16 protein-coding genes are annotated in these 18,952 nt (G+C 66.0%); 5 read left to right on the forward strand and 11 right to left on the reverse strand.

Annotation, left to right across the window (positions count from 1 at the left end; all coding sequences use genetic code 11):
- The first annotated feature begins 72 nt into the window (after positions 1–72).
- The 3 genes from F618_RS0108630 to F618_RS0108640 are packed head-to-tail and all read left to right on the forward strand — an operon-like array spanning position 73 to position 3,065.
- On the forward strand, positions 73–846 hold the full coding sequence (locus tag F618_RS0108630; RefSeq protein ID WP_019568319.1) for an SDR family NAD(P)-dependent oxidoreductase: 774 nt from the start codon (positions 73–75) through the stop codon (positions 844–846).
- Positions 847–852: 6 nt separating this feature from the next.
- Positions 853–1,812: an NAD(P)/FAD-dependent oxidoreductase gene (locus F618_RS0108635; RefSeq protein WP_026331199.1), complete on the forward strand. Its 960-nt coding sequence runs from the start codon at positions 853–855 to the stop codon at positions 1,810–1,812.
- Complete coding sequence (locus tag F618_RS0108640; protein WP_019568321.1) at positions 1,809–3,065, forward strand: FAD-binding domain-containing protein; 1,257 nt, start codon at positions 1,809–1,811, stop codon at positions 3,063–3,065. Before F618_RS0108635 ends, F618_RS0108640 begins: the two co-directional genes overlap by 4 nt.
- 15 nt (positions 3,066–3,080) lie before the next feature.
- On the opposite strand, the gene F618_RS0108645 is transcribed toward F618_RS0108640, so the two are convergent.
- Positions 3,081–3,626: a cyclin-dependent kinase inhibitor 3 family protein gene (locus tag F618_RS0108645; RefSeq protein WP_019568322.1), complete on the reverse strand. Its 546-nt coding sequence runs from the start codon at positions 3,624–3,626 to the stop codon at positions 3,081–3,083.
- Between the two features lie 33 nt (positions 3,627–3,659).
- A complete protein-coding gene (locus tag F618_RS0108650) occupies positions 3,660–4,928 on the reverse strand; it encodes a phosphatidylserine/phosphatidylglycerophosphate/cardiolipin synthase family protein (protein ID WP_018169663.1) in 1,269 nt (422 codons plus the stop codon).
- Between the two features lie 182 nt (positions 4,929–5,110).
- On the opposite strand from F618_RS0108650, the gene F618_RS0108655 reads away from it, so the two are divergent.
- A complete protein-coding gene (locus F618_RS0108655; protein WP_019568323.1) occupies positions 5,111–8,269 on the forward strand; it encodes an error-prone DNA polymerase in 3,159 nt (1,052 codons plus the stop codon).
- A 17-nt stretch (positions 8,270–8,286) separates the two neighbouring features.
- On the opposite strand, the gene F618_RS0108660 is transcribed toward F618_RS0108655, so the two are convergent.
- The 5 genes from F618_RS0108660 to F618_RS0108680 form a co-directional block, all read right to left on the reverse strand.
- Positions 8,287–9,336 carry a glycosyltransferase family 10 domain-containing protein gene (locus F618_RS0108660; protein WP_019568324.1) on the reverse strand — a complete coding sequence of 350 codons (1,050 nt, stop codon included), beginning with the start codon at positions 9,334–9,336 and terminating at the stop codon, positions 8,287–8,289.
- On the reverse strand, positions 9,333–10,298 hold the full coding sequence (locus F618_RS0108665; protein ID WP_018937701.1) for a GDP-L-fucose synthase: 966 nt from the start codon (positions 10,296–10,298) through the stop codon (positions 9,333–9,335). Before F618_RS0108665 ends, F618_RS0108660 begins: the two co-directional genes overlap by 4 nt.
- The gene (gene gmd / locus F618_RS0108670) at positions 10,291–11,376 is read right to left on the reverse strand and encodes a GDP-mannose 4,6-dehydratase (RefSeq protein WP_019568325.1); all 1,086 of its coding nucleotides are present in this window, start codon (positions 11,374–11,376) and stop codon (positions 10,291–10,293) included. The genes F618_RS0108665 and gmd overlap by 8 nt, the downstream gene beginning before the upstream one ends.
- 86 nt (positions 11,377–11,462) lie before the next feature.
- Positions 11,463–12,893 carry a mannose-1-phosphate guanylyltransferase/mannose-6-phosphate isomerase gene (locus tag F618_RS0108675; RefSeq protein WP_026331200.1) on the reverse strand — a complete coding sequence of 477 codons (1,431 nt, stop codon included), beginning with the start codon at positions 12,891–12,893 and terminating at the stop codon, positions 11,463–11,465.
- Positions 12,894–12,898: 5 nt separating this feature from the next.
- Positions 12,899–14,242: a phosphomannomutase/phosphoglucomutase gene (locus F618_RS0108680; protein ID WP_019568327.1), complete on the reverse strand. Its 1,344-nt coding sequence runs from the start codon at positions 14,240–14,242 to the stop codon at positions 12,899–12,901.
- Positions 14,243–14,425: 183 nt separating this feature from the next.
- Between F618_RS0108680 and F618_RS0108685 the strand changes: the two genes are divergently transcribed.
- The gene (locus F618_RS0108685; RefSeq protein ID WP_019568328.1) at positions 14,426–15,187 is read left to right on the forward strand and encodes a class I SAM-dependent methyltransferase; all 762 of its coding nucleotides are present in this window, start codon (positions 14,426–14,428) and stop codon (positions 15,185–15,187) included.
- Between the two features lie 110 nt (positions 15,188–15,297).
- Here the strand turns inward: F618_RS0108685 and F618_RS0108690 are convergent, their stop codons facing one another.
- The 4 genes from F618_RS0108690 to F618_RS0108705 form a co-directional block, all read right to left on the reverse strand.
- Positions 15,298–16,572 (reverse strand): diguanylate cyclase, encoded by a 1,275-nt coding sequence (locus F618_RS0108690; RefSeq protein WP_019568329.1) that lies wholly within the window; start codon positions 16,570–16,572, stop codon positions 15,298–15,300.
- Between the two features lie 83 nt (positions 16,573–16,655).
- On the reverse strand, positions 16,656–17,048 hold the full coding sequence (locus F618_RS0108695; protein WP_018145798.1) for a CBS domain-containing protein: 393 nt from the start codon (positions 17,046–17,048) through the stop codon (positions 16,656–16,658).
- 11 nt (positions 17,049–17,059) lie between these two features.
- The gene (locus tag F618_RS0108700) at positions 17,060–17,407 is read right to left on the reverse strand and encodes a hypothetical protein (protein WP_018169657.1); all 348 of its coding nucleotides are present in this window, start codon (positions 17,405–17,407) and stop codon (positions 17,060–17,062) included.
- A 3-nt stretch (positions 17,408–17,410) separates the two neighbouring features.
- A complete protein-coding gene (locus F618_RS0108705; RefSeq protein ID WP_018169656.1) occupies positions 17,411–18,922 on the reverse strand; it encodes a DUF1538 domain-containing protein in 1,512 nt (503 codons plus the stop codon).
- Positions 18,923–18,952 lie beyond the last annotated feature (30 nt).

An 18,952-nucleotide genomic window follows, 5' to 3' on the forward strand; every position in this document is an offset into this window, starting at 1 on the left:
GAACTTGCTCGTCCGGCACAGGACGAACGCTTTGTCTTGCCCCGAGGAACCATCCGACAGGAGCCACGCCCGATGAGCGGACGTACGTTACTGGTGACCGGCGCCACCGGCGGCGTGGCGGGAGCGCTGTTGCAGGCACTCGATCCCGCATGGGACCGGATCGCCCTGATCTCGCGCGACGCCGACGGACTGGAAACCCTGTGTGCCCACCTGCCAGAGAGCCTCCAGGCATACACAATCGTCGCGGATGTCAGCACCGCGGAAGGCGCGGATCGGGCTGTGGCCCAGGCCTCCGAACATCTCGGAGAGTCCCCCACGCAACTCGCCCACTGCGCGGGCAACGCGCTTCTGGCGCCCTTGCACCGCACGACGGAGGCGCAGTACCGCGCCTGCATTGCCGCCAACCAGGACAGCGCCTTCTACACCCTTCGAGCCTGGGTGAAGGCCCGGCTACAAGCCAACGAACCCTCCGGCAGTGCCGTCCTGTTCAGCTCCGTCGTCGCTCAGATCGGGGTCTCCAATCACGAGGCAATCGCCATGGCCAAAGGTGCCATCGCCAGCCTGGTCCCCGCCGCTGCCGCGACCTACGCCGGTCACGGCATCCGCATCAACGGCATCGCCCCGGGTCTGACCCGGACGGGAGCTACCGAACGCCTGTTTGCGTCACCGCGTGCCGAGCAACAGATCACGGCGCAGTATCCGCTGCAACGCTACGGGCAGGCGGAGGATCTCGCGCGGGCCGCCGCATGGCTCTTGTCCGACGAAGCCGAATGGGTAACCGGACAGATCCTGTCAGTGGATGGCGGTTTCTCCCGTGTACGACCTCTGGTGCAAGCGGGCGGCTAACGGGGTTTGGCACGCATAGCGATCATTGGCGCCGGTATCTCCGGGCTCACTGCCGCCCGGCGCCTGCATGATGCCGGACATGAATGCCTTGTGCTGGAGAAGAGCCGGGGCCTTGGCGGGCGCATGGCGACCCGGCGCGCTAATCACCTGACTTTCGATCACGGTGCCCAGTTTTTCACGGCCCGCGGCGCACGCTTTGCGCGACAGGTCCAGGCTTGGCAGCAGCAAGGTGTCGTAGCGACCTGGGGAGACGGCCGGCTGGTGGGCTGCCCTGGCATGACAGCCCCGGCCGACGCCCTGGCCACCCCTCTAAACGTGCGGCTCAATTCCCGCGTCGAGACGCTTCTACGGTCAGTCGATGGCTGGCATCTACGAGTTGAGAGGCCGTCGGAGAACGCCGACTTGGACGGACCATTCGACGCAGTATTGCTTGCGCTTCCAGCACCCCAGGCCGCCGAACTGGCGGTTACCGCCGGAATGGGCTTTCCGGAGCTCGACGGGGTTCGCTACGCACCCTGCATTGCGCTGTTGGCAGCTTTCGAAGGCCAGATCACAATGGACCGACCATCGCAGGAACTCTCCGGGCAACCGCTCGCCTGGGTAGCCCGCAACAACACCAAACCCGGCCGCAACGCAAAACCGGAGACGCTCGTGGCCCACGCATGCCCAGACTGGTCCCGTGAGCACATCCAGAAAGACCCCGATCAGCTAGCGCAACCGCTGCTGACGGCCCTCCGGCCCCTGCTCGGCTCAGCCCGCCTCCTCCAGCATCAGGTCCATAGATGGCTATACGCACGGGTCGAACAGGCCGCCGACCAGTCCTGTCTCTGGGACGCGGAGCAACGGCTCGGCGCCTGCGGCGACTGGGCCCTGGGGCCGCGGGTAGAAGCTGCATTCGACAGCGGCGAAGCACTGGCCGACACGGTCCTTCAAGCCCTTCCGGCGCCGGACCGGCACGCCCAGTGACCAGCCCCTTCAAGTCCACCGGCCAGGCGCCGGATGGTCACACCGCCTTCTTCCCCACGACGCGGGCAGCCGCCCTGGAACGGCTCTCGGACTTCGCCCCCCTCGCGGGTCGTCACTACGCGGCTCAGCGAAACCGCGACCCCGGTCCAGGTGAACGCGACAACGTATCCCTGCTCTCGCCCTACATCCGCCATCGGGCCATTACCGAACACGAGGTGATCGCAAAGGTGCTCGCCCACCATTCACCCAAGGCGGCCGAGAAATTTGTCCAGGAGGTCTTCTGGCGCACCTACTGGAAGGGGTGGCTGCAGATGCGCCCCCAGGTCTGGCGGTCATTCCTAGACGAGCGCGACATCGAACAGGCGCGCCTCGCCAGGGACAACGGGTTGCGCGAGGCGGTCGCTGCCGCCGAGGCTGGACGCAGCGGGGTGGAGGGGTTCGATCACTGGGCCCGCGAACTGGTCGAAACCGGCTATCTGCACAATCACGCCCGCATGTGGTTCGCCTCCATCTGGATTTTCACGTTGAGGCTTCCATGGACCCTTGGGGCGGACTTCTTCATGCGTCACCTGCTTGATGCCGACCCAGCCTCGAACACCCTAGGCTGGCGTTGGATCGCCGGCATCCAAACGCCGGGCAAGACCTACCAGGCCAGTGCCGACAACATCGCGCGCTTTACCGACAACCGATTCCGCCCCACCGGCCTGGCGCCCCAGGCACCCGCGATCCGCGACGAGGCCCCACCTCCGCCCGGAGCGCTGCCCGCACCGCGAGCTCTACCGCGGGACCGGCGCGTGCTGCTCCTGCTTCACGGAGACGACTTCAATGGCCATGAATTGCTGCCGAAAGGAACCAACGTGGCCGCGGTCGCCGTCACTCCGCGTGGTCACCCCGACATGCCCTGGCCGTTTGGTCCCAAGGCCGCCACCTGGGTCGACGCACTGGCCAAGGACGCGGTGCAGCACGCGGGCGAGGCCCTGCAAAAGCCCGCATCCGTGCTCCCGCGGCTACACGCTGATGCCCTCCGCGTGCAGTGCGTCGCCGCCAGCGTGACCACCATTGCCACACCCGAGGCGCCCGTCGGGCCCTTGGCCGACGCCCTCGATACTCTTGCGCACGAGTTGGCGGAAGACGGAATCGAGATCATCCCCCTGCGCCGGACGTGGGACGATCTCGCTTGGCCCCATGCAACCCACGGGTTCTTCCGCTTCAAGCGCAAGATCCCCGCACTGCTCGCCCGCAACGGCTTGTAGCGCCAGGCAGTCCGATCAGGTCGGGCGCGGATGATTCAGCAGGTAGCGCTCTTGATCGATGCTTTCGATCGCGCCGGGGCGGGCCAATCGCACCTCTCGAATGGCGTCTTCCGACGCCAATCCGCGTTCGATGAGGGTCAGGGCGGCAATGGTCCTGGCTCGGCCCTGCCCCCCTCCGCAGTGGAAAACCACGCGCTCCCCGGCCTGTAACCACTGGTGGACCCGTGGTCCGATGTCCTTCCAGCCCTCTTCCCAGGGTCGATCGGGGGCCGCCATGTCACCGATCGGCAAATGCAGCCAGCGCATGCCCGCAGCCTGCACGGCCTTCCCCAGATCGCGTACGCCAAGGCTTTCCAGCTCACCCTCCTGGTTCAGGGTCACGACCGCAGTTGCGCCCCAGCCAGACAGGGCCACCAGATCCGCCTGTACATCCCGCGCCTCGCAGACCTCGCGATCCCGACGCTTGCCAGGGCAACGGGTCATACCGATCGCGCCACCCTCCAGCAGGTGGATCGTGCCGATTTCAAGCGTGTCTGCCGAATGGATGGTCGTCAGTGTCACGGTGCTTTCCTGCGGAAATATGGTGGTAATGAATCAAAGGTAGGGACCAATCAGGTGCGTGATCCACCCCGCCAGGCGGCGCCGCAGCGGCCGGTTCTCCCAGTCCTCGATGGTCAGGCGCTCGGCATCGGCCTTGTCCACCTCGATCAGTTCGCGGATCTCGCGGGCGAAGCCTTCGTCCCAGATGTTCAGGTTGGCCTCGTCGTTCAGACGAAACGACCGGTTGTGCAGATTCGCGGAGCCGATACTGGCCCAGCGGTCGTCGATCGCCATCAGCTTGGAGTGGTACATGCGCGGATGATACTCGTACAGTTCCACCCCGGATTCGAGCATCGGCCGCCAGCGATTAACCGATGCATGACGGAAGAAACCGAAGTTCATGCTGTCGCCCGGGACGAGCACGCGAATACGGACGCCCCGGTCGGCCGCCTCCTCCAGTACCTCCAGGAACCGCGGATCGGGATAGAAATAGGCCGTACCGATCGTGATGTGCTCTTCCGCCGCGGCGATGGCATGCAGAAACATCAGGCGCACCCGGTGACGCCCCTCGCGCGGGGCACTGTTAACCATCTGGGCGTCGCGATCCCCCATTTCGGACAGCTCGGGGAAATACGCCTCGCCGGTGGGCATCCGCCCCGTGGCGTCCAGCCAGGTCTCCAGGAACACCGCCTGCAGATTGCCGACCACCGGGCCCTGGATGCGGAAGTGATTGTCGCGATAGCCATCGCGGTCGTCACCGTCAACCCAGGGATCGGCCACGTTGGCTCCCCCGATGAAACCGGTATGACCGTCCACCACCAATAGCTTGCGGTGCGTGCGGTGATTGAAGCGCGACAACTGGTACCAGGACGGCTCGCGCCAGCGCACCAGCTCCACCCCGGCCTCTTCCATGCGCTCGAACATCTCCGGGTCAGCATCGCGCGAACCAAGGAAATCCAGCATGGCATGCACCCGAACCCCGCGTTCCGCCGCACGCGCCAGGACCTCGGAGAAAATCGCCGCCTGCTCGCCCCAGTACTCGTACACCTCGAAGGTGACCGAATGCTCGGCGTTTTCGATCGCCTCGATCTTGGCCGCGTAGATGGCCTCGCCGTCCTGTAACAGGTCAATGCGGTTGCCGCTCATGATCGGCTGCTGCAGGAGCAGGCCCATGTCCCGCCGGAACTGCTCCGACGAAGTCCCGTACTCCAGCGCCAGCGGCTCTTTCAGCCGGTCCGGTTTCGGCAACGCATTGAACAGCACCACATTCCCCAGCGCAAAGATCAGGGCAATCAGCACCACCGGGAGCAGGACGTAGCGCATGGGGTCTCCAGGCACGCAGCGAATACATGAGGATTTTGGCTCAGTGTACACAGCCGGTTACAAAAACCGGCGAAGGTTCGTCAGGTGGCCTGTTATCCCGGCACCGCGTTGAAGCGTAATGGGTTGGTGATCCCCCCGGTCATTGTGGGACGGATTCCATATACTGTATATATAGACAGTATATGGAATCCGCAGCCCATCCCCCCACCCGCAAGCATGCCGGCGCCCCCCCGGCCTATGCCGAACTGACGACGCTCAGCAACTTCTCGTTCCTGCGCGGGGCTTCGCACCCGGAGGAACTGGTCGAGCAGGCGCAGGCACTGGGCTATCGCGCGCTGGCGCTGACCGATATCGCCTCGCTGGCGGGTGTAGTACGAGCACACTCGGCAGCAAAGGAATGTGGGTTACACCTGATCCTGGGGGCGACCTTCCGGCTGGCCGATGGCCCCACCCTGACGCTTCTGGTGCGCAATCCCACGGGATACGCCGCCCTGTGTCGATTGATCACTCGGGCCCGCGGCGCGGCGGACAAGGGACACTACCACCTGACGCGCGCCGACCTGGATACCCTGCCCGCCGAGAGCCGCACCGGCTGGCACAGCCTGCTGCGGGTCGAGGCCGACAGCCCAGGGGCATCGCTCGCCGAAGCGGCCCACTGGCTGTCCGGATGGGCCGCCCCAGGTCAGGGCCACCTGGCCGTGAGCCAGTTGCGTACCCCCGAAGATGCCACCCTGACGGCCCGCGCCCGGGCGCTGGGAACCGCCACTGGACTCCCGCTCGTCGCCTGCGGCGACGTGCACATGCACCGGCGCGGCCGGCGCGCCCTGCAGGACGTGCTTACTGCCCTGCGCCTGCGTTCGACGGTCGCGGAGGTGGCGCATGAACGCTTCCCCAATGGGGAACGCTGCCTGCGCCCACGGGCCGAGCTGGCCGCGCTGTATCCCACCGCCTGGCTTGAGGCCAGTGTAGCCATCGCGCGGGACTGCGACTTCTCGCTGGACGCGGTCACCTACCGCTACCCCACCGACCCGTTGCCGACGACCTTGACCCCGTCCGCCTACCTGCGCGAGGAGACCCTCAAGGGCGCGCTCAAACGCTGGCCCGACGGCATCCCGCCGAACGTGCAGGAACAGATCGAACGTGAACTGGGCATCATCCGCGAGCTGGGCTACGAGCCGTACTTCCTGACCGTCTACGACATCGTGTGCTTTGCCCGCAGCCGCGGGATCCTGTGCCAGGGGCGCGGCTCGGCCGCGAACTCGGCGGTTTGTTACGCACTCGGCATCACCGCGGTCGATCCCTCGCGCTCCAGCATGCTGTTCGAGCGCTTCATCTCCGCCGAGCGCGGCGAGCCGCCGGACATCGACGTCGACTTCGAGCACGAACGCCGCGAGGAGGTGATCCAGTACATCTACCGGCGCTACGGCCGCGAGCGCGCCGCGCTGGCCTGCACGGTAATCCGCTACCGTCGCCGCAGCGCCCTGCGCGACGTCGGCCGCGCGCTGGGCATCTCGCGCGCGCGGCTGGATGCGCTGACCGCCAACCTCGCCTGGTGGGACGACGGCATCCCCGCCGAGCGCCTGCGCGAGGTCGGGCTGGACCCGGACGGCGCCCTGGCCCGCCAGTGGCAGACCCTGACCGCCGAGCTGCTCGGCTTCCCGCGCCACCTGTCGCAGCACACCGGCGGCTTCGTGATCGCCGACGGCCGGCTGGACGAGCTGGTCCCCATCGAGAACGCGGCCATGCCGGAACGCTCGGTGATCCAGTGGGACAAGGACGACCTGGACGCGGTGGGCCTGCTGAAGATCGACGTGCTGGCGCTGGGGATGCTTTCCTGCGTGCGCCGCGCGCTGGAGCTGATGGCGCATCACCGGGGCCGCGACTGGGGCCTGGCCGACATCCCCGCCGAGGATCCGGCCGTCTATCGCATGCTGCAGAAGGCCGACACCCTGGGCGTGTTCCAGATCGAGTCGCGTGCGCAGATGAGCATGCTGCCGCGCCTGAAGCCCGCGAACTTCTACGACCTGGTGATCGAGATCGCCATCGTGCGCCCCGGCCCGATCCAGGGCGAGATGGTGCACCCCTATCTCAAGCGCCGCGCCCACCCGGAGCGGGTGCGCTATCCGAACGCAGAGGTAAAACGCGTGCTCGGACGCACGCTGGGCGTGCCGATCTTCCAGGAGCAGGTAATCGAGCTGGCGATGGTCGCGGCCGGTTTCTCCGCCGGCGAGGCGGACGGGCTGCGCCGCGCGATCGGCGCCTGGCGCCGCACCGGCCAGCTCGCGCGTTACCGCGAACGCCTGATGGACGGCATGCGCGAACGCGGCTATCCGGAGAAATTCGCCGAGCAGCTGTACAAGCAGATCCTCGGTTTTGGCGAATACGGCTTCCCCGAGTCGCACTCGGCGAGCTTTGCGCTGATCACCTATGTCTCGTCCTGGCTAAAGTGCCACGAGCCCGCGACCTTCGCCTGCGCCCTGCTGAACAGCCAGCCGATGGGCTTCTACGCCCCGGCGCAGATCGTCGCCGACGCCCGCCGCCACGGCGTGGAGGTCCGCCCGGTGGACGTGCGCCACAGCGACTGGGAGTGCACGGTGGAACCGCTGGCCGGGAGCGACGCGCTGGCCCTGCGCCTGGGCCTGAACCGCGTCGGCGGGCTGGCGCGCGACGTCGCCGAGCGCGTGGTGGCCGCCCGCGTTGAACGGGCCTTCGCGGACGTCCCGGACCTGGTGGCCCGCGCCGCCCTCACCCGCGCCCAGGCCAATCGCCTGGCCCGCGCCGACGCGCTCAAGGGCCTGGCCGGCAACCGCCACCAGGCGCGCTGGGCGACCGAGGCGGTGGAAGAACCCCTGCCACTGTTCGCCGAAGGACCGGGCGAGACCGTGCGCGAGGCCGACGTGACCCCGTTGCTGCCCCGCCCGGATGCGGTGGACGACCTGGTGCAGGACTACGCCACCCAGGGCCTGAGCCTGGGCCCGCACCCGCTGGCGCTGATGCGCCCGTTCCTGGAACAGCACCGCCTGGCCACCGCCGCCCGGCTACTCGAACAACCCGGCTACAGCGGGGCCCGCTACGCCGGACTGGTGATCACCCGCCAGCGCCCCGGCTCGGCCAACGGCACGGTATTCCTGACCCTGGAAGACGAGACCGGTACGTTGAACCTGATCGTCTGGCCGGATCGGGTGGAACGCTTTCGCGCCGAGGTCCTGCACGGCCGCCTGCTGGAGGCCCACGGCGAGTGGCAGCACAGCGACGGCGTTGGCCACCTGATCGTGCAGCGCCTGATCGACCGCAGCACCTGGCTCGGCGAACTCGCCACCCACTCCCGCGACTTCGGCTGAACCGCAAAGCGGCCAGTTCAGGTACGTCCGGCGAGGTGGCCGATGCGCTGGCTGACCTTCTCCCAGGCGCCCTCCAGAGCGGCCAGCGGATCGCGGCGCCGCAGGGCGCGACGAGAATGGATCCACTGCCCCGTGGGCCCAGCCGGCTCGGTGTCGTGTGCGGCCTCGATAATCCGCGAGACCACGGCGAACTGGTTGTACTCCTCCAGCACCCGGCGCCGGGCCTCGAGGATGTGTGGCAGACGCTGTTCGTATTCGTTGTCGCGGATGGCGCGGCGAATGCGTTCCGCCGTTCCTTCCACGTCTTCGATATCAATCGCGATGAAGCTTTCCGGCGGAAAATAGTCCGCCGCATTGGGCGCACCGTAGTAAAACGGGAGCGTCGCGCCGAGAAAGGCGTCCGCCAGCTTCTCGGTCCAGTGGTGCGCGCCCACGTAATTCTCCACCGCCAGATGGTACCGGTACGCGTCCAGGCACTCGGCCTTGTCATCCAGCGGCTGCACCCCCTTGCCGAAGATCTCCAGTTCCGGCAGCTCGGCCTTCAGCGCCCAGGTGAAGTCATAGCGCCGCCGGTGCAGGGTGTGGCGCTGGCGTTTCGCCGAACACATGGTGGCGATCTCGCGGGTCTTCTCCAGCGGCGGCTTCGCGTGCATCTCGTTGTACGCCCGCTCGCCCTGACTGCCGAAACCGTAGTACCAGAGCATCCCCTGCTGGGAATGGATGCGCCGCCGGTGCTTGAGGGCCCATTCCGGGTGCGAGGTCAGCACGCGCCCGAACTGCCGGGTAAAACGCCGGCCGTAGGACTTGATGGACGGCGGCTCCATGGTTACCAGGAGCGTGCGCTCGGCCCCACAGGTCAGCTGTTCGCTGTAGTGCCGGTTGCGCCCGGTGTTGGAAGGGAATTCGTCGTAGACCACCAGCCAGTCGTAGTCCGTTACCGCGGGGTCGAAAACGAACTCGCAGCGACCCCAGCGCGCCTCGCCGTCCGGCAACTGGTGGCGCCAGATACCCTCGCGCATGGTCGAGAGAAACTTGACCCGAATCGGACGCGAGGCGGGCTCGGTCACGGCCGATCCCCGCCGCGTTCCAGGAACTCGGCATAGGCCCCGGAGAGCCCCTCTTCAAGTTCGATTCGGGCCTTCCATCCCAGCGCCGCGAGTCGCGAGACATCCAGCAGCTTGCGCGGCGTCCCGTCCGGGCGCGAGGTGTCAAAACGCAGTTCGCCGGCAAAGCCGACCACCCGCGCCACCAGCCGCGCCAGGTCGGCGATCGCAAGATCCTCGCCGGTGCCGACGTTGATATGGCTCAACATCGGTTGCGTGTGTTCTGCGTAGGTCACGTGATCGAGGTTCATCACGTGTACACAGGCCGCCGCCATGTCATCCACGTGGAGGAACTCCCGGCGCGGGGTGCCACTCCCCCAAACGGTCACATGCCCGGCTCCGGCCCGCTTCGCCTCGTGAAAGCGCCGAATCAGCCCGGGAATCACGTGGCTGTTCTCCGGGTGATAGTTGTCACCCGGGCCGTAGAGGTTGGTCGGCATCACCGAGCGGTAATCCGTTCCGTACTGCCGGTTGTAGCTCTCGCACAGCTTGATGCCGGCGATCTTGGCAATCGCGTAGGGCTCGTTGGTCGGCTCCAGCGGCCCGGTCAGCAGGGCCTCCTCGGGGATCGGCTGCGGCGCCTCGCGCGGATAGATGCAGCTGGACCCGAGAAAGAGCAGCCGCCGCACGCCCGCGATGTGCGCGCCATGGATCACGTTCGTCTGGATCGCGAGGTTGTCGCGGATGAACTCGGCCGGATAGGTGTTGTTGGCATGGATGCCCCCGACCTTCGCCGCCGCGAGGTAGACCCGATCTGGACGCTCCACGCGCATGAAGGCCTCGACCGCCGCCTGATCGGTCAGGTCCAGCTCCGCATGGCTGCGGGTCAGCAGTTCCACCCCCGGCCAGTCCTCTAGCTGGCGACAGATCGCGCTGCCCACCATCCCGCGGTGTCCGGCGACGAAGACGCGTTGCGATTTACTCATGGCGGCTCAGGGTCCGGTAGCCGTGGTCGCGCACCAGCTCGTCCCGCTCGGCGCTCCTGAGGTCCTCGCGCACCATCTCGGCCACCAGTTCGTCAAAGCGAATGCGCGGTTCCCAGCCCAGCTCGCGCTTGGCCTTGCTGGCATCCCCCAACAGGGTCTCGACCTCGGTGGGACGAAAATAGCGCGGGTCCACCGACACGATGCAGCGGCCCTTTTCGTCGAATCCCTGTTCGTCCACGCCCTCGCCGCGCCATTCGATACTCATGCCCAGCTCGCGCGCCGCGGCATCCACGAAGTCGCGCACGCTGTGCTGTTCGCCGGTGGCGATCACGTAGTCGTCCGGGGTTTCCTGCTGCAGCATCAGCCACTGCATCTCGACGTAGTCACGGGCATGTCCCCAGTCCCGTTTGGCATCCAGGTTGCCCAGATAGAGCCGTTCCTGCAGCCCCAGCTTGATGCGGGCCAGGGCGCGCGTAATCTTGCGGGTGACGAAGGTTTCGCCACGTACCGGCGATTCATGGTTGAACAGGATGCCGTTGCAGGCATACATCCCGTAGGCCTCGCGGTAATTCACCACGATCCAGTAGGCATACAGCTTGGCCACCGCATACGGGCTGCGCGGATAGAACGGGGTGGTCTCGTCCTGCGGGGTGGCCTGAACCTTCCCGTAGAGCTCCGAGGTGCTGGCCTGATAGAAGCGTGTGGTCTGCTCCATACCGAGGATGCGGATCGCCTCCAGCACGCGGAGCGTGCCCAGGGCATCGGAGTTGGCGGTGTACTCCGGCTCCTCAAACGAGACCGCGACATGCGACTGCGCGGCGAGATTGTAGATCTCGTCCGGCTGCACCTGCTGAATGATGCGGATCAGGCAGGTCGAATCGGTCAGATCCCCGTGATGCAGGATGAACCGGCGATCACTCTCGTGCGGATCCTGATACAGGTGGTCGATACGATCGGTATTAAACAGAGAGGAGCGGCGCTTGATGCCGTGCACCTCGTAGCCCTTGTCCAGCAAAAACTCGGCCAGGTAGGCCCCGTCCTGCCCGGTAATCCCGGTGATCAATGCCACTTTGGCCATGCCAACTCCCGCTCGCAGGCCACGCCCCGTCCGCGCGCCGCCCAAAAGGGCGGATCATAGCATTCCCGGAACCACCCGATGCCCGGTCACGCGCGGCCGTACACGTCCTCCAGACGGACAATGTCATCCTCGCCGAGGTAGCTGCCGGATTGCACCTCGATCAATTCCAGCGGGAGCGCGCCGGGGTTCTCCAGGCAGTGAACCTGGCCAATCGGGATGAAGGTCGATTCGTTCTCGGTGACCAGGTAGTTCTGCTCGCCATTGGTCACCCGCGCGGTGCCGCTGACTACTACCCAATGTTCGGCCCGATGATGGTGCATCTGCAGGGAAAGACGCGCACCGGGGTTCACGGTGATGCGCTTGACCTGATAGCGCGCCCCGGTATCGATGGATTCGTAGCACCCCCAGGGACGATAAACCGCTGTGTGATTGACGTGCTCGCTGCGGTTGTCGGCTTTCAGGCGCTCCACGATGAGTTTGACGTCCTGGACGCGGTCGCGGTCGGCAACCAGTACGGCGTCGCGGGTGGCGACCACGGCCAGGTTGCGCAGGCCAATGCCGGCGACCAGCAAGCCGTCGGCATCCACCACGCAGCCCTCGCTATCTTCCAGCAGGCAGTCCCCGCGCAGGGTGTTGCCCTGCTCATCCATGCCACGCACGCCCGCCAGAGCGGACCACGAGCCGATGTCGCTCCAACCGGCGGCCAGCGGTGTGACGGCGGCGTGCTCGGTGCGCTCCATCACGGCGTAGTCCACCGAGATGTTCGGGGCCGCGGCGAAGGCCTCCGGGTCCACCCGCAGGAAGTCGAGGTCCTCGCGGGCGCCCTCCAGCGCGGCGCGACAAGCCTCGACGATGCCCGGTTCGAAACGCTGCAACTCCTGCATGTACAGCGAGGCGCGGAACACGAACATGCCGCTGTTCCAGAGGTAATCGCCACTGTCGACGTACTCGCGCGCGGTGGCGGCATCCGGCTTCTCGACGAAACGCGCCACTCGCGCCCCGGCCTCCCCCAGGGACTCACCCTGGTGGATGTAGCCATAACCGGTCTCCGCAGCAGTAGGTACGATCCCGAAGGTCACCAGGTGGCCCGCCTCCGCCAGCGTCATGGCTCGCGCCACGGCGGCCTGGAAGGCCTCGGGATCACCGATGTGGTGGTCCGCCGCCAAGATCAGCAACAACGGGTCGCGCCCTTCCGCCTGCGCCTGCAATGCCGCCAGGGCGATCGCCGGGGCGGTATTGCGCCCCTCCGGCTCCAGCACGATGCGGGCATGCTCCACACCTGCCGCCCGCAACTGCTCGGCCGCCAGGAAGCGATGCTCGACGTTGGCCAGCACCAGGGGCGCCGACGCGCCCAGGCCGTCGAGCCGCTCGGCCGTCTGCTGCAGCAACGTCTGCTCCCCGGTCAGGGGCAGGAACTGCTTGGGGTAGTGACTGCGCGATACCGGCCACAGCCGAGTCCCCGATCCGCCGGCCAGGATCACCGGCTGCAGTTCCGTCCGGCTTTGCGTAGGTTCCATCGGCCTTACCCCCGTATCAGGCGTGAAATCTCGTCCACGCGGCGTTCCAGCAGGGCCGGATCGGCGCGGGTCTCCACATTCAACCGTAGCAGCGGCTCGGTATTGGAACTGCGCAGGTTGAAGCGCCAGTCCGCGAATTCCAGGCTGACGCCATCCGTATGATCCAGCCCCACGGCTTCCGACGCGTAGGCCTGCATCACCCGATCGGTGGCGGCGGCGGCGTCCTCGACCTCGAAGTTCAGCTCGCCACTGCAGGGGAAGCGCGCCATGCGCTCGGCCACCATCTCGCCCAACGCCTGGCCGCGTCGGCCCATGAGCTCGGCCACTCGCAACCAGGGCAACATCCCGGTATCGCAGTAGTAGAAGTCCCGGAAGTAGTGGTGAGCACTCATCTCGCCCCCGTAGATTCCATCCTCGTGGCGCAGCCGCTCCTTCATGAAGGCGTGTCCGGTCTTGGACTGGATGGGTTCGCCCCCCGCGGCACACACCATCTCAATGGTGTTCCAGGTCAGGCGCGGGTCGTGGATGATGCGCTCCCCGGCGTGCCCCTCCAGGCATGCCTCGGCCAGCAGGCCCACGATGTAATACCCCTCGATGAAGTTGCCTTGGCCGTCGAATAGGAAGCAGCGATCGAAGTCGCCGTCCCAGGCCACACCCAGGTCGGCGCCGTGCTTGCGCACCGCCTCTGCCGTGGCCGCGCGGTTCTCCGGCAGCAATGGATTGGGAATGCCATTGGGAAAATGCCCATCCGGTTCGAAGTTGACGCGGATCAACTCAAACGGCAGGTGCGGCTCCAGGGCCTCCAGCACCGGCCCCGCCCCCCCGTTACCGGGGTTCACGACCACCTTGAGTTTCGGCAAGGTATCGCGGTCGACCGAGGCCAGCAGCCGGGAGATATAGTCCGCCCGATGATCCAGGTGCCGGACCTGCCCGTGGGGCATGGGCCGGAAGTCACCACGCTCGGCGCGAGCGCGAATCGCCTGCAGCCCGGAATCCCCGCTGATCGGGCGCGCGTCGCTGCGCACGAGCTTCAGCCCATTGTAGTCCAGCGGATTGTGGCTGGCCGTCACCATGATCCCGCCACCGGCCCCGTAGTGGGCGGTGGCGAAATACACCTCTTCGGTGCCACACATGCCGATATCGGCAACGTCACTCCCGCCCGCCGTAAGGCCTTCGGTGAGCGCCCGCGCCAGTTCCGGGCTGGAAAGGCGGATATCGTGCCCGACGACCGTGCGTCCCGGCCGGATCTCCTCGGCGAAGGCCCGCCCGATCGCTCGCACCACCTCCGGATTGAGCTGGTCCGGCACCCGGCCACGTATGTCGTAGGCCTTGAAACAGTCGATCTTCATGCACGCCCCTTACCGGCATCATTCGATTCCCGCATCGGACGGAACTCCGCTGCGTATACCCTCATGATACATAGCCAAAGGGCTCCGCGAGGCCATACCAGCATCACTGGCGTGAGTGCCGTTACTTGACGCTTTGCGCGCATACCCCCGATCATGGTGGGTTTATACAATGAGGAAAAGCCGATGAGTGAGCCGCAAGTGAAGACCGAGGAGAAGAAACAGCATTTCGACGATATCTACGTTGCCGAGACCCCGGTGCCGTTCAAGGAGCGCATTATCGACGCGCTCGACTACATCTCCGACGACTTCAACCGGCAAACTTTCGACCGGCTGATTCTTCCCTGGGCCGAGAAGCAGGCCGCCGCCGGCAAGACCCTGAACTACGTGGACCTGTGCTGCTGCTTTGGCAACACCACCATGGCCGCCATCCACAATATGGATGTCGAAGCGATCCGCGCCAACTGGGCCAACGAAGAGGCCTGCAAGACCGTCGCCGCCCCGCGCCGTCTGCCGATGAAGACCACCGGCATCGACATCTCGGGCAACGCGCTGGCCTATGGCAAGAGCGCCGGGCTGTTCGACGAAACCTTCGAGGCCGACCTGAACCAGCCCGCACCGGAGACCCAGGCCGCGATCGAAAAGGCCATGGCCGACGCGGACATCGTGATCTCCACCGCATCGCTGGTCTATCTGGACCCGCCGGCAATCGAGAAGCTGATCCGCTCCTTCGCCGAGACACCGCGCGAGGGCTACATGCTGGTCAACTTCCTGAACCCCTTCGCCCTGGAAAAGGCCGACGCGACCAAGCGCCTGCTGCTGGAACACCTGGAATTCGTCGGCAGCACCGCCAGCCGCCATCGCCGCCTGTCGCCGCTGGAGCAGGAGAACTATCCGGGCGAAGACTGGGCCCTGCTGGAGATCTGGGTGCTGCGCCGCCGCGCGTAGTCCGGGCACCACCAACATCGGGGGGCGTGCAACCCCGACAGGACGGGCCGGCCCTTTCGGGGTCGGCCCGTTTTCGTTAGGGCCGCCGACGCCCCACCGGCACCAAGGCCTCAGAGCAAGACGACACGGTTACGACCCGCCTCCTTGGCCTGATACATCGCCTCGTCCACTCGGCGGGCGAAGGTCTTTGGCGTGTCCCCCGGGCGCATCTCCGTCACCCCGAAGCTCGCCGTGACGGACACCGGGCACGTCGTTTCCATCGCCGCCACTGCCTTGCGCAGCTTTTCGGCCATGGCCTCGGCGCCCGCGCCAGGGGTCTCCGGCACGACGACCATGAACTCCTCCCCGCCCCAGCGCCCAAGGGCGTCGGCCTCGCGCAGCGCGCCCTGAACCGTGTCGGCCAGCCGTTTGAGGACGTCGTCTCCGGTCTCATGGCCGTAGTCGTCGTTGAAGCCCTTGAAACGATCGATGTCAAACATGATCAGGGACAGGGGCCGGCCGTAGCGGCGGCTGCGCTCCATCTCCGCCTCCAGCGTGTTGCCCAGGCTAAGGCGGTTGGCCAGGCCCGTCAGCCAATCGGTGTGGGCGAGGCGCCGGATCTCGTCCTCCATGCGCACGCGATCGGTCACATCCTTGCTGATGGACACATAGTGCGTCACCCGGCCATGGGCATCGGTCACCGGACTGATGCTCTGTTCCATGTTCATCAGGGAACCATCGCGGCGCCGGTTCACGAACTCGCCACGGAAGGCTTCACCGCGGGCGAGCGTTTCCCACATCTCGCGATAGAACCCGGCCTCTTGCTGACCCGACTGGAGGATCCGCGGGTTCTGCCCAACGGCTTCGTTCCGGCTGTACCCGGTCTGCTCCTCGAAGGCCGCGTTCACATAGGTGATCGTGCCTTCCGGGTCGGTGATCAGCACGGGGTCTACCGACACCTCTAGCGCGGTCGACAGCAGCCGCAGCTCGTCATCCCGCCGCCGCTCATCGGTAACGTCCTTCTGCACCGAGACGAAGTGGGTGATGTCACGGTCGTTATCCCTGGCGTATACGGGCGAGATGTGCCAGCGAACCTCGTACGCGGAGCCATCCTTGCGGTAGTTGACCGTTTCGCCCTCGAAATACTCGCCACTGACGAGCGCCCCGCGCAACCTGTCCAGAACGGCGCGCGAGGTTGCCGGGCCCTGAAGGATACGCGGGGTTTTCCCCAGGGCTTCCTCCCGCGAATACCCGGTCATGCGCTCGAAACCGGCATTGACGTAAACGATCCGCGGACCGCCGTCCAGATCGGCGTCGGTAATGACGACCGAGTTGTACGATTGCTCGATAGCGGCATCCAGCAGTCGGAGTTTCTCGAACCCCTCGATGATCGACACGGACGCCATATCGGGCCTTCTGCAAAAATGAACGCACGACACGGGGTCATGCGCGAGGTCACTGAAATCCGACCCGCTTGGGGCGGCGCGGTTCAGTCCATGTCCGCCATCTCGAGGATCGACCCGACAATGTCGCTGGTCGTCACGATCCCTTCCAGCTCGTTGCCCTTCAGCACCACCAGCCGCCGGATCCCCTGGCTCACCATCAGCCGCGCGACGTATTTCACATCCATCTCGGCGGGCACCGTGATCACCGGTTTCGTGCAGACATCATAGACATTCGAGAGGTCGATATCGCCCTCTTCCGCCACGATCGTCTTGAGGATGGTCGTATAGGTGATGATGCCGTAGGCATCGTGGGCGTGCTGCTTCTCCACCACCAGCGACTTGACGCCATGCTTGCGCATCAGCTGCATCGCCTCGCGCAGCGGTGCCAGGGGAGACACAGTGACGACATTGGGTCTTAGAATTTCGCTTACCAGCATGTTGCTCTCCGTCAGAGTTCTTCCTTGACCTGTTCCTGGAACTGCTCGATCTGCTTGCGCCCGATACCGGCGAGATGGGCCACATCCACCGTAAAGGCCACTCCCCGCGGGTCATTGGCCAGGTCCAGCTCCTTCGAGATGCACTTGAGCACGTCCAGGGCCACCTTCTTCTCCAGCACCCACAAGAGGACCGACTGACTGCCCTCGTAGGTCATGCCGAGAAACGTCCTGCGGGCCTCGGCGCCAATCCCGCGCGCATCCATGATGGTTACGCCACCAGCGCCCGCTTCCTTGGCCGTGGCAATCGCCTGTTCCTCCAGATCATCCGAGAGGACGGCCACCAGTGCAGAAAATCGCATTGCTCACTCCTCCTGCCGCTCGTCGCGAGCGGACCAGCGTTCGTAAAGATCCACGGCGATCGCGTATAGCATCACCGTGACGATGGGAAATATCGACGCGAACGCGATCAGACCGAAGCCGTCGATCAGTACGTTGCGATCCTCCAGGTGCGTCGCCAGGCCGATCCCCAGAGCCGTCACCAGGGGCACAGTCACCTCGGAGGTGGTCACCCCACCGAGATCGAAGGCCAGTGCCACGATCTGCTTGGGCGCCAGGATCGTGAGCACGATCACCAGCAGGTAGCCGCCCATGATGTAGTGGTGGATGGAGTCCCCCGCCAGGATGCGGTGCACTCCGATGGTGATGCCAATGGCCACGCCCAGCGCCACCAGGATGCGGATTACGTTGCCGCGCAACGAACCGCGAGCCGCCTCTTCGGCCTTCTGGCCAATCGCGATCAGCGCCGGTTCCGCCATGGTGGTCGCGAACCCGATGGAAAAGGCGAACAAATAAACCCACACGAACAGTTCGTTGGTAATCAACTGCTCGGCCATGCTCTCGCCGATCGGGAACAGGCCCAGCTTCAGCCCTACCACGAAGGCATAAAGCCCCAGCACCACCAACACGAAACCGAACATCACCCGCGGCAGATACGGGATGCGCTTGCGCAGCACGAAATACTGGAACACCACGATTACCGCGATGATCGGTGCCACGTCACGCAGCATCAGCAACAGGTCCATGCCCATCGCGGACAGCCAGTGCCGCTCGCCTGCGCCTGGCAGATCGGTTCCCGGATCCATGGCCGCTGTCTCGGCGCCGGTTGGAGCCGCGATCTCCGCTCCCGTGAACACGATGATCCCGTAGATCTGCACCGTGATCATCGGCACCATCACCGCCAGCGCCACCAGCCCGAAGCCGTCGCGCAGTGGGTTACGCCCGCTTATGGAGGCCGCCAGCCCCAGGCCCAGTGCCGCCACGAGCGGCACCGTCACGATGTTCGTGGTCACCCCGCCCGAGTCGTAAGCCAGGCCCACGATCTCCTCGGGGGCGAAGAAGGTCACCAGCACCACCAGCACATAGCCGGTCAGAATGTACCAGTGCAGCGGATGTCCGAGCACCGTGCGCAGGATCCCCAGCGCCACCACGGCCCCTACCGAAAGCGCGACAATCAGCCGCAGCACCATGCCCTCGATACGGCCCTCGCTGATCACCTCCGCCTGCTCCGCCACCGCGATCAGTGCCGGCTCCGCGATCACCGTCGCAAACCCGAGCGTAAAGCCGAAGGCCATCAGCAACAGCAACGATCCACGCCGCGCCAGTGCGTTGGACAGGTTCTTGCCGATGGGGAAGATCCCCATCTCCAGGCCCTGCAGGAACAAGGCCACGCCGAACACCACGATGGCCAGGCCCACCACCATCGACAGCAGGCCATCCGGCACCGTGCGCAGCACCAGCGCCTGGAACACCGCCACCACGATCACGATCGGAGCGAGGTTGCGTGCCGCATGACCCAGGGTGTGGAGAAAATTCATGCGCTCCCTAACCGAGGCGCCGCCCCGGAA

Source organism: Thioalkalivibrio sp. ALMg13-2, assembly GCF_000381185.1.
Lineage (GTDB): Bacteria > Pseudomonadota > Gammaproteobacteria > Ectothiorhodospirales > Ectothiorhodospiraceae > Thioalkalivibrio > Thioalkalivibrio versutus.

Bases quoted from the DNA above. Each gene is read 5' to 3' on its own strand.
- F618_RS0108675 (WP_026331200.1), bottom strand. From the start codon at position 12,893: ATGGAACCTACGCAAAGCCGGACGGAACTGCAGCCGGTGATCCTGGCC.
- F618_RS0108700 (WP_018169657.1), bottom strand. From the start codon at position 17,407: ATGCGATTTTCTGCACTGGTGGCCGTCCTCTCGGATGATCTGGAGGAA.
- F618_RS0108630 (WP_019568319.1), top strand. From the start codon at position 73: ATGAGCGGACGTACGTTACTGGTGACCGGCGCCACCGGCGGCGTGGCG.
- F618_RS0108690 (WP_019568329.1), bottom strand. From the start codon at position 16,572: ATGGCGTCCGTGTCGATCATCGAGGGGTTCGAGAAACTCCGACTGCTG.
- F618_RS0108685 (WP_019568328.1), top strand. From the start codon at position 14,426: ATGAGTGAGCCGCAAGTGAAGACCGAGGAGAAGAAACAGCATTTCGAC.
- F618_RS0108705 (WP_018169656.1), bottom strand. From the start codon at position 18,922: ATGAATTTTCTCCACACCCTGGGTCATGCGGCACGCAACCTCGCTCCG.
- F618_RS0108665 (WP_018937701.1), bottom strand. From the start codon at position 10,298: ATGAGTAAATCGCAACGCGTCTTCGTCGCCGGACACCGCGGGATGGTG.
- F618_RS0108695 (WP_018145798.1), bottom strand. From the start codon at position 17,048: ATGCTGGTAAGCGAAATTCTAAGACCCAATGTCGTCACTGTGTCTCCC.
- F618_RS0108655 (WP_019568323.1), top strand. From the start codon at position 5,111: ATGGAATCCGCAGCCCATCCCCCCACCCGCAAGCATGCCGGCGCCCCC.
- F618_RS0108680 (WP_019568327.1), bottom strand. From the start codon at position 14,242: ATGAAGATCGACTGTTTCAAGGCCTACGACATACGTGGCCGGGTGCCG.
- F618_RS0108650 (WP_018169663.1), bottom strand. From the start codon at position 4,928: ATGCGCTACGTCCTGCTCCCGGTGGTGCTGATTGCCCTGATCTTTGCG.
- gmd (WP_019568325.1), bottom strand. From the start codon at position 11,376: ATGGCCAAAGTGGCATTGATCACCGGGATTACCGGGCAGGACGGGGCC.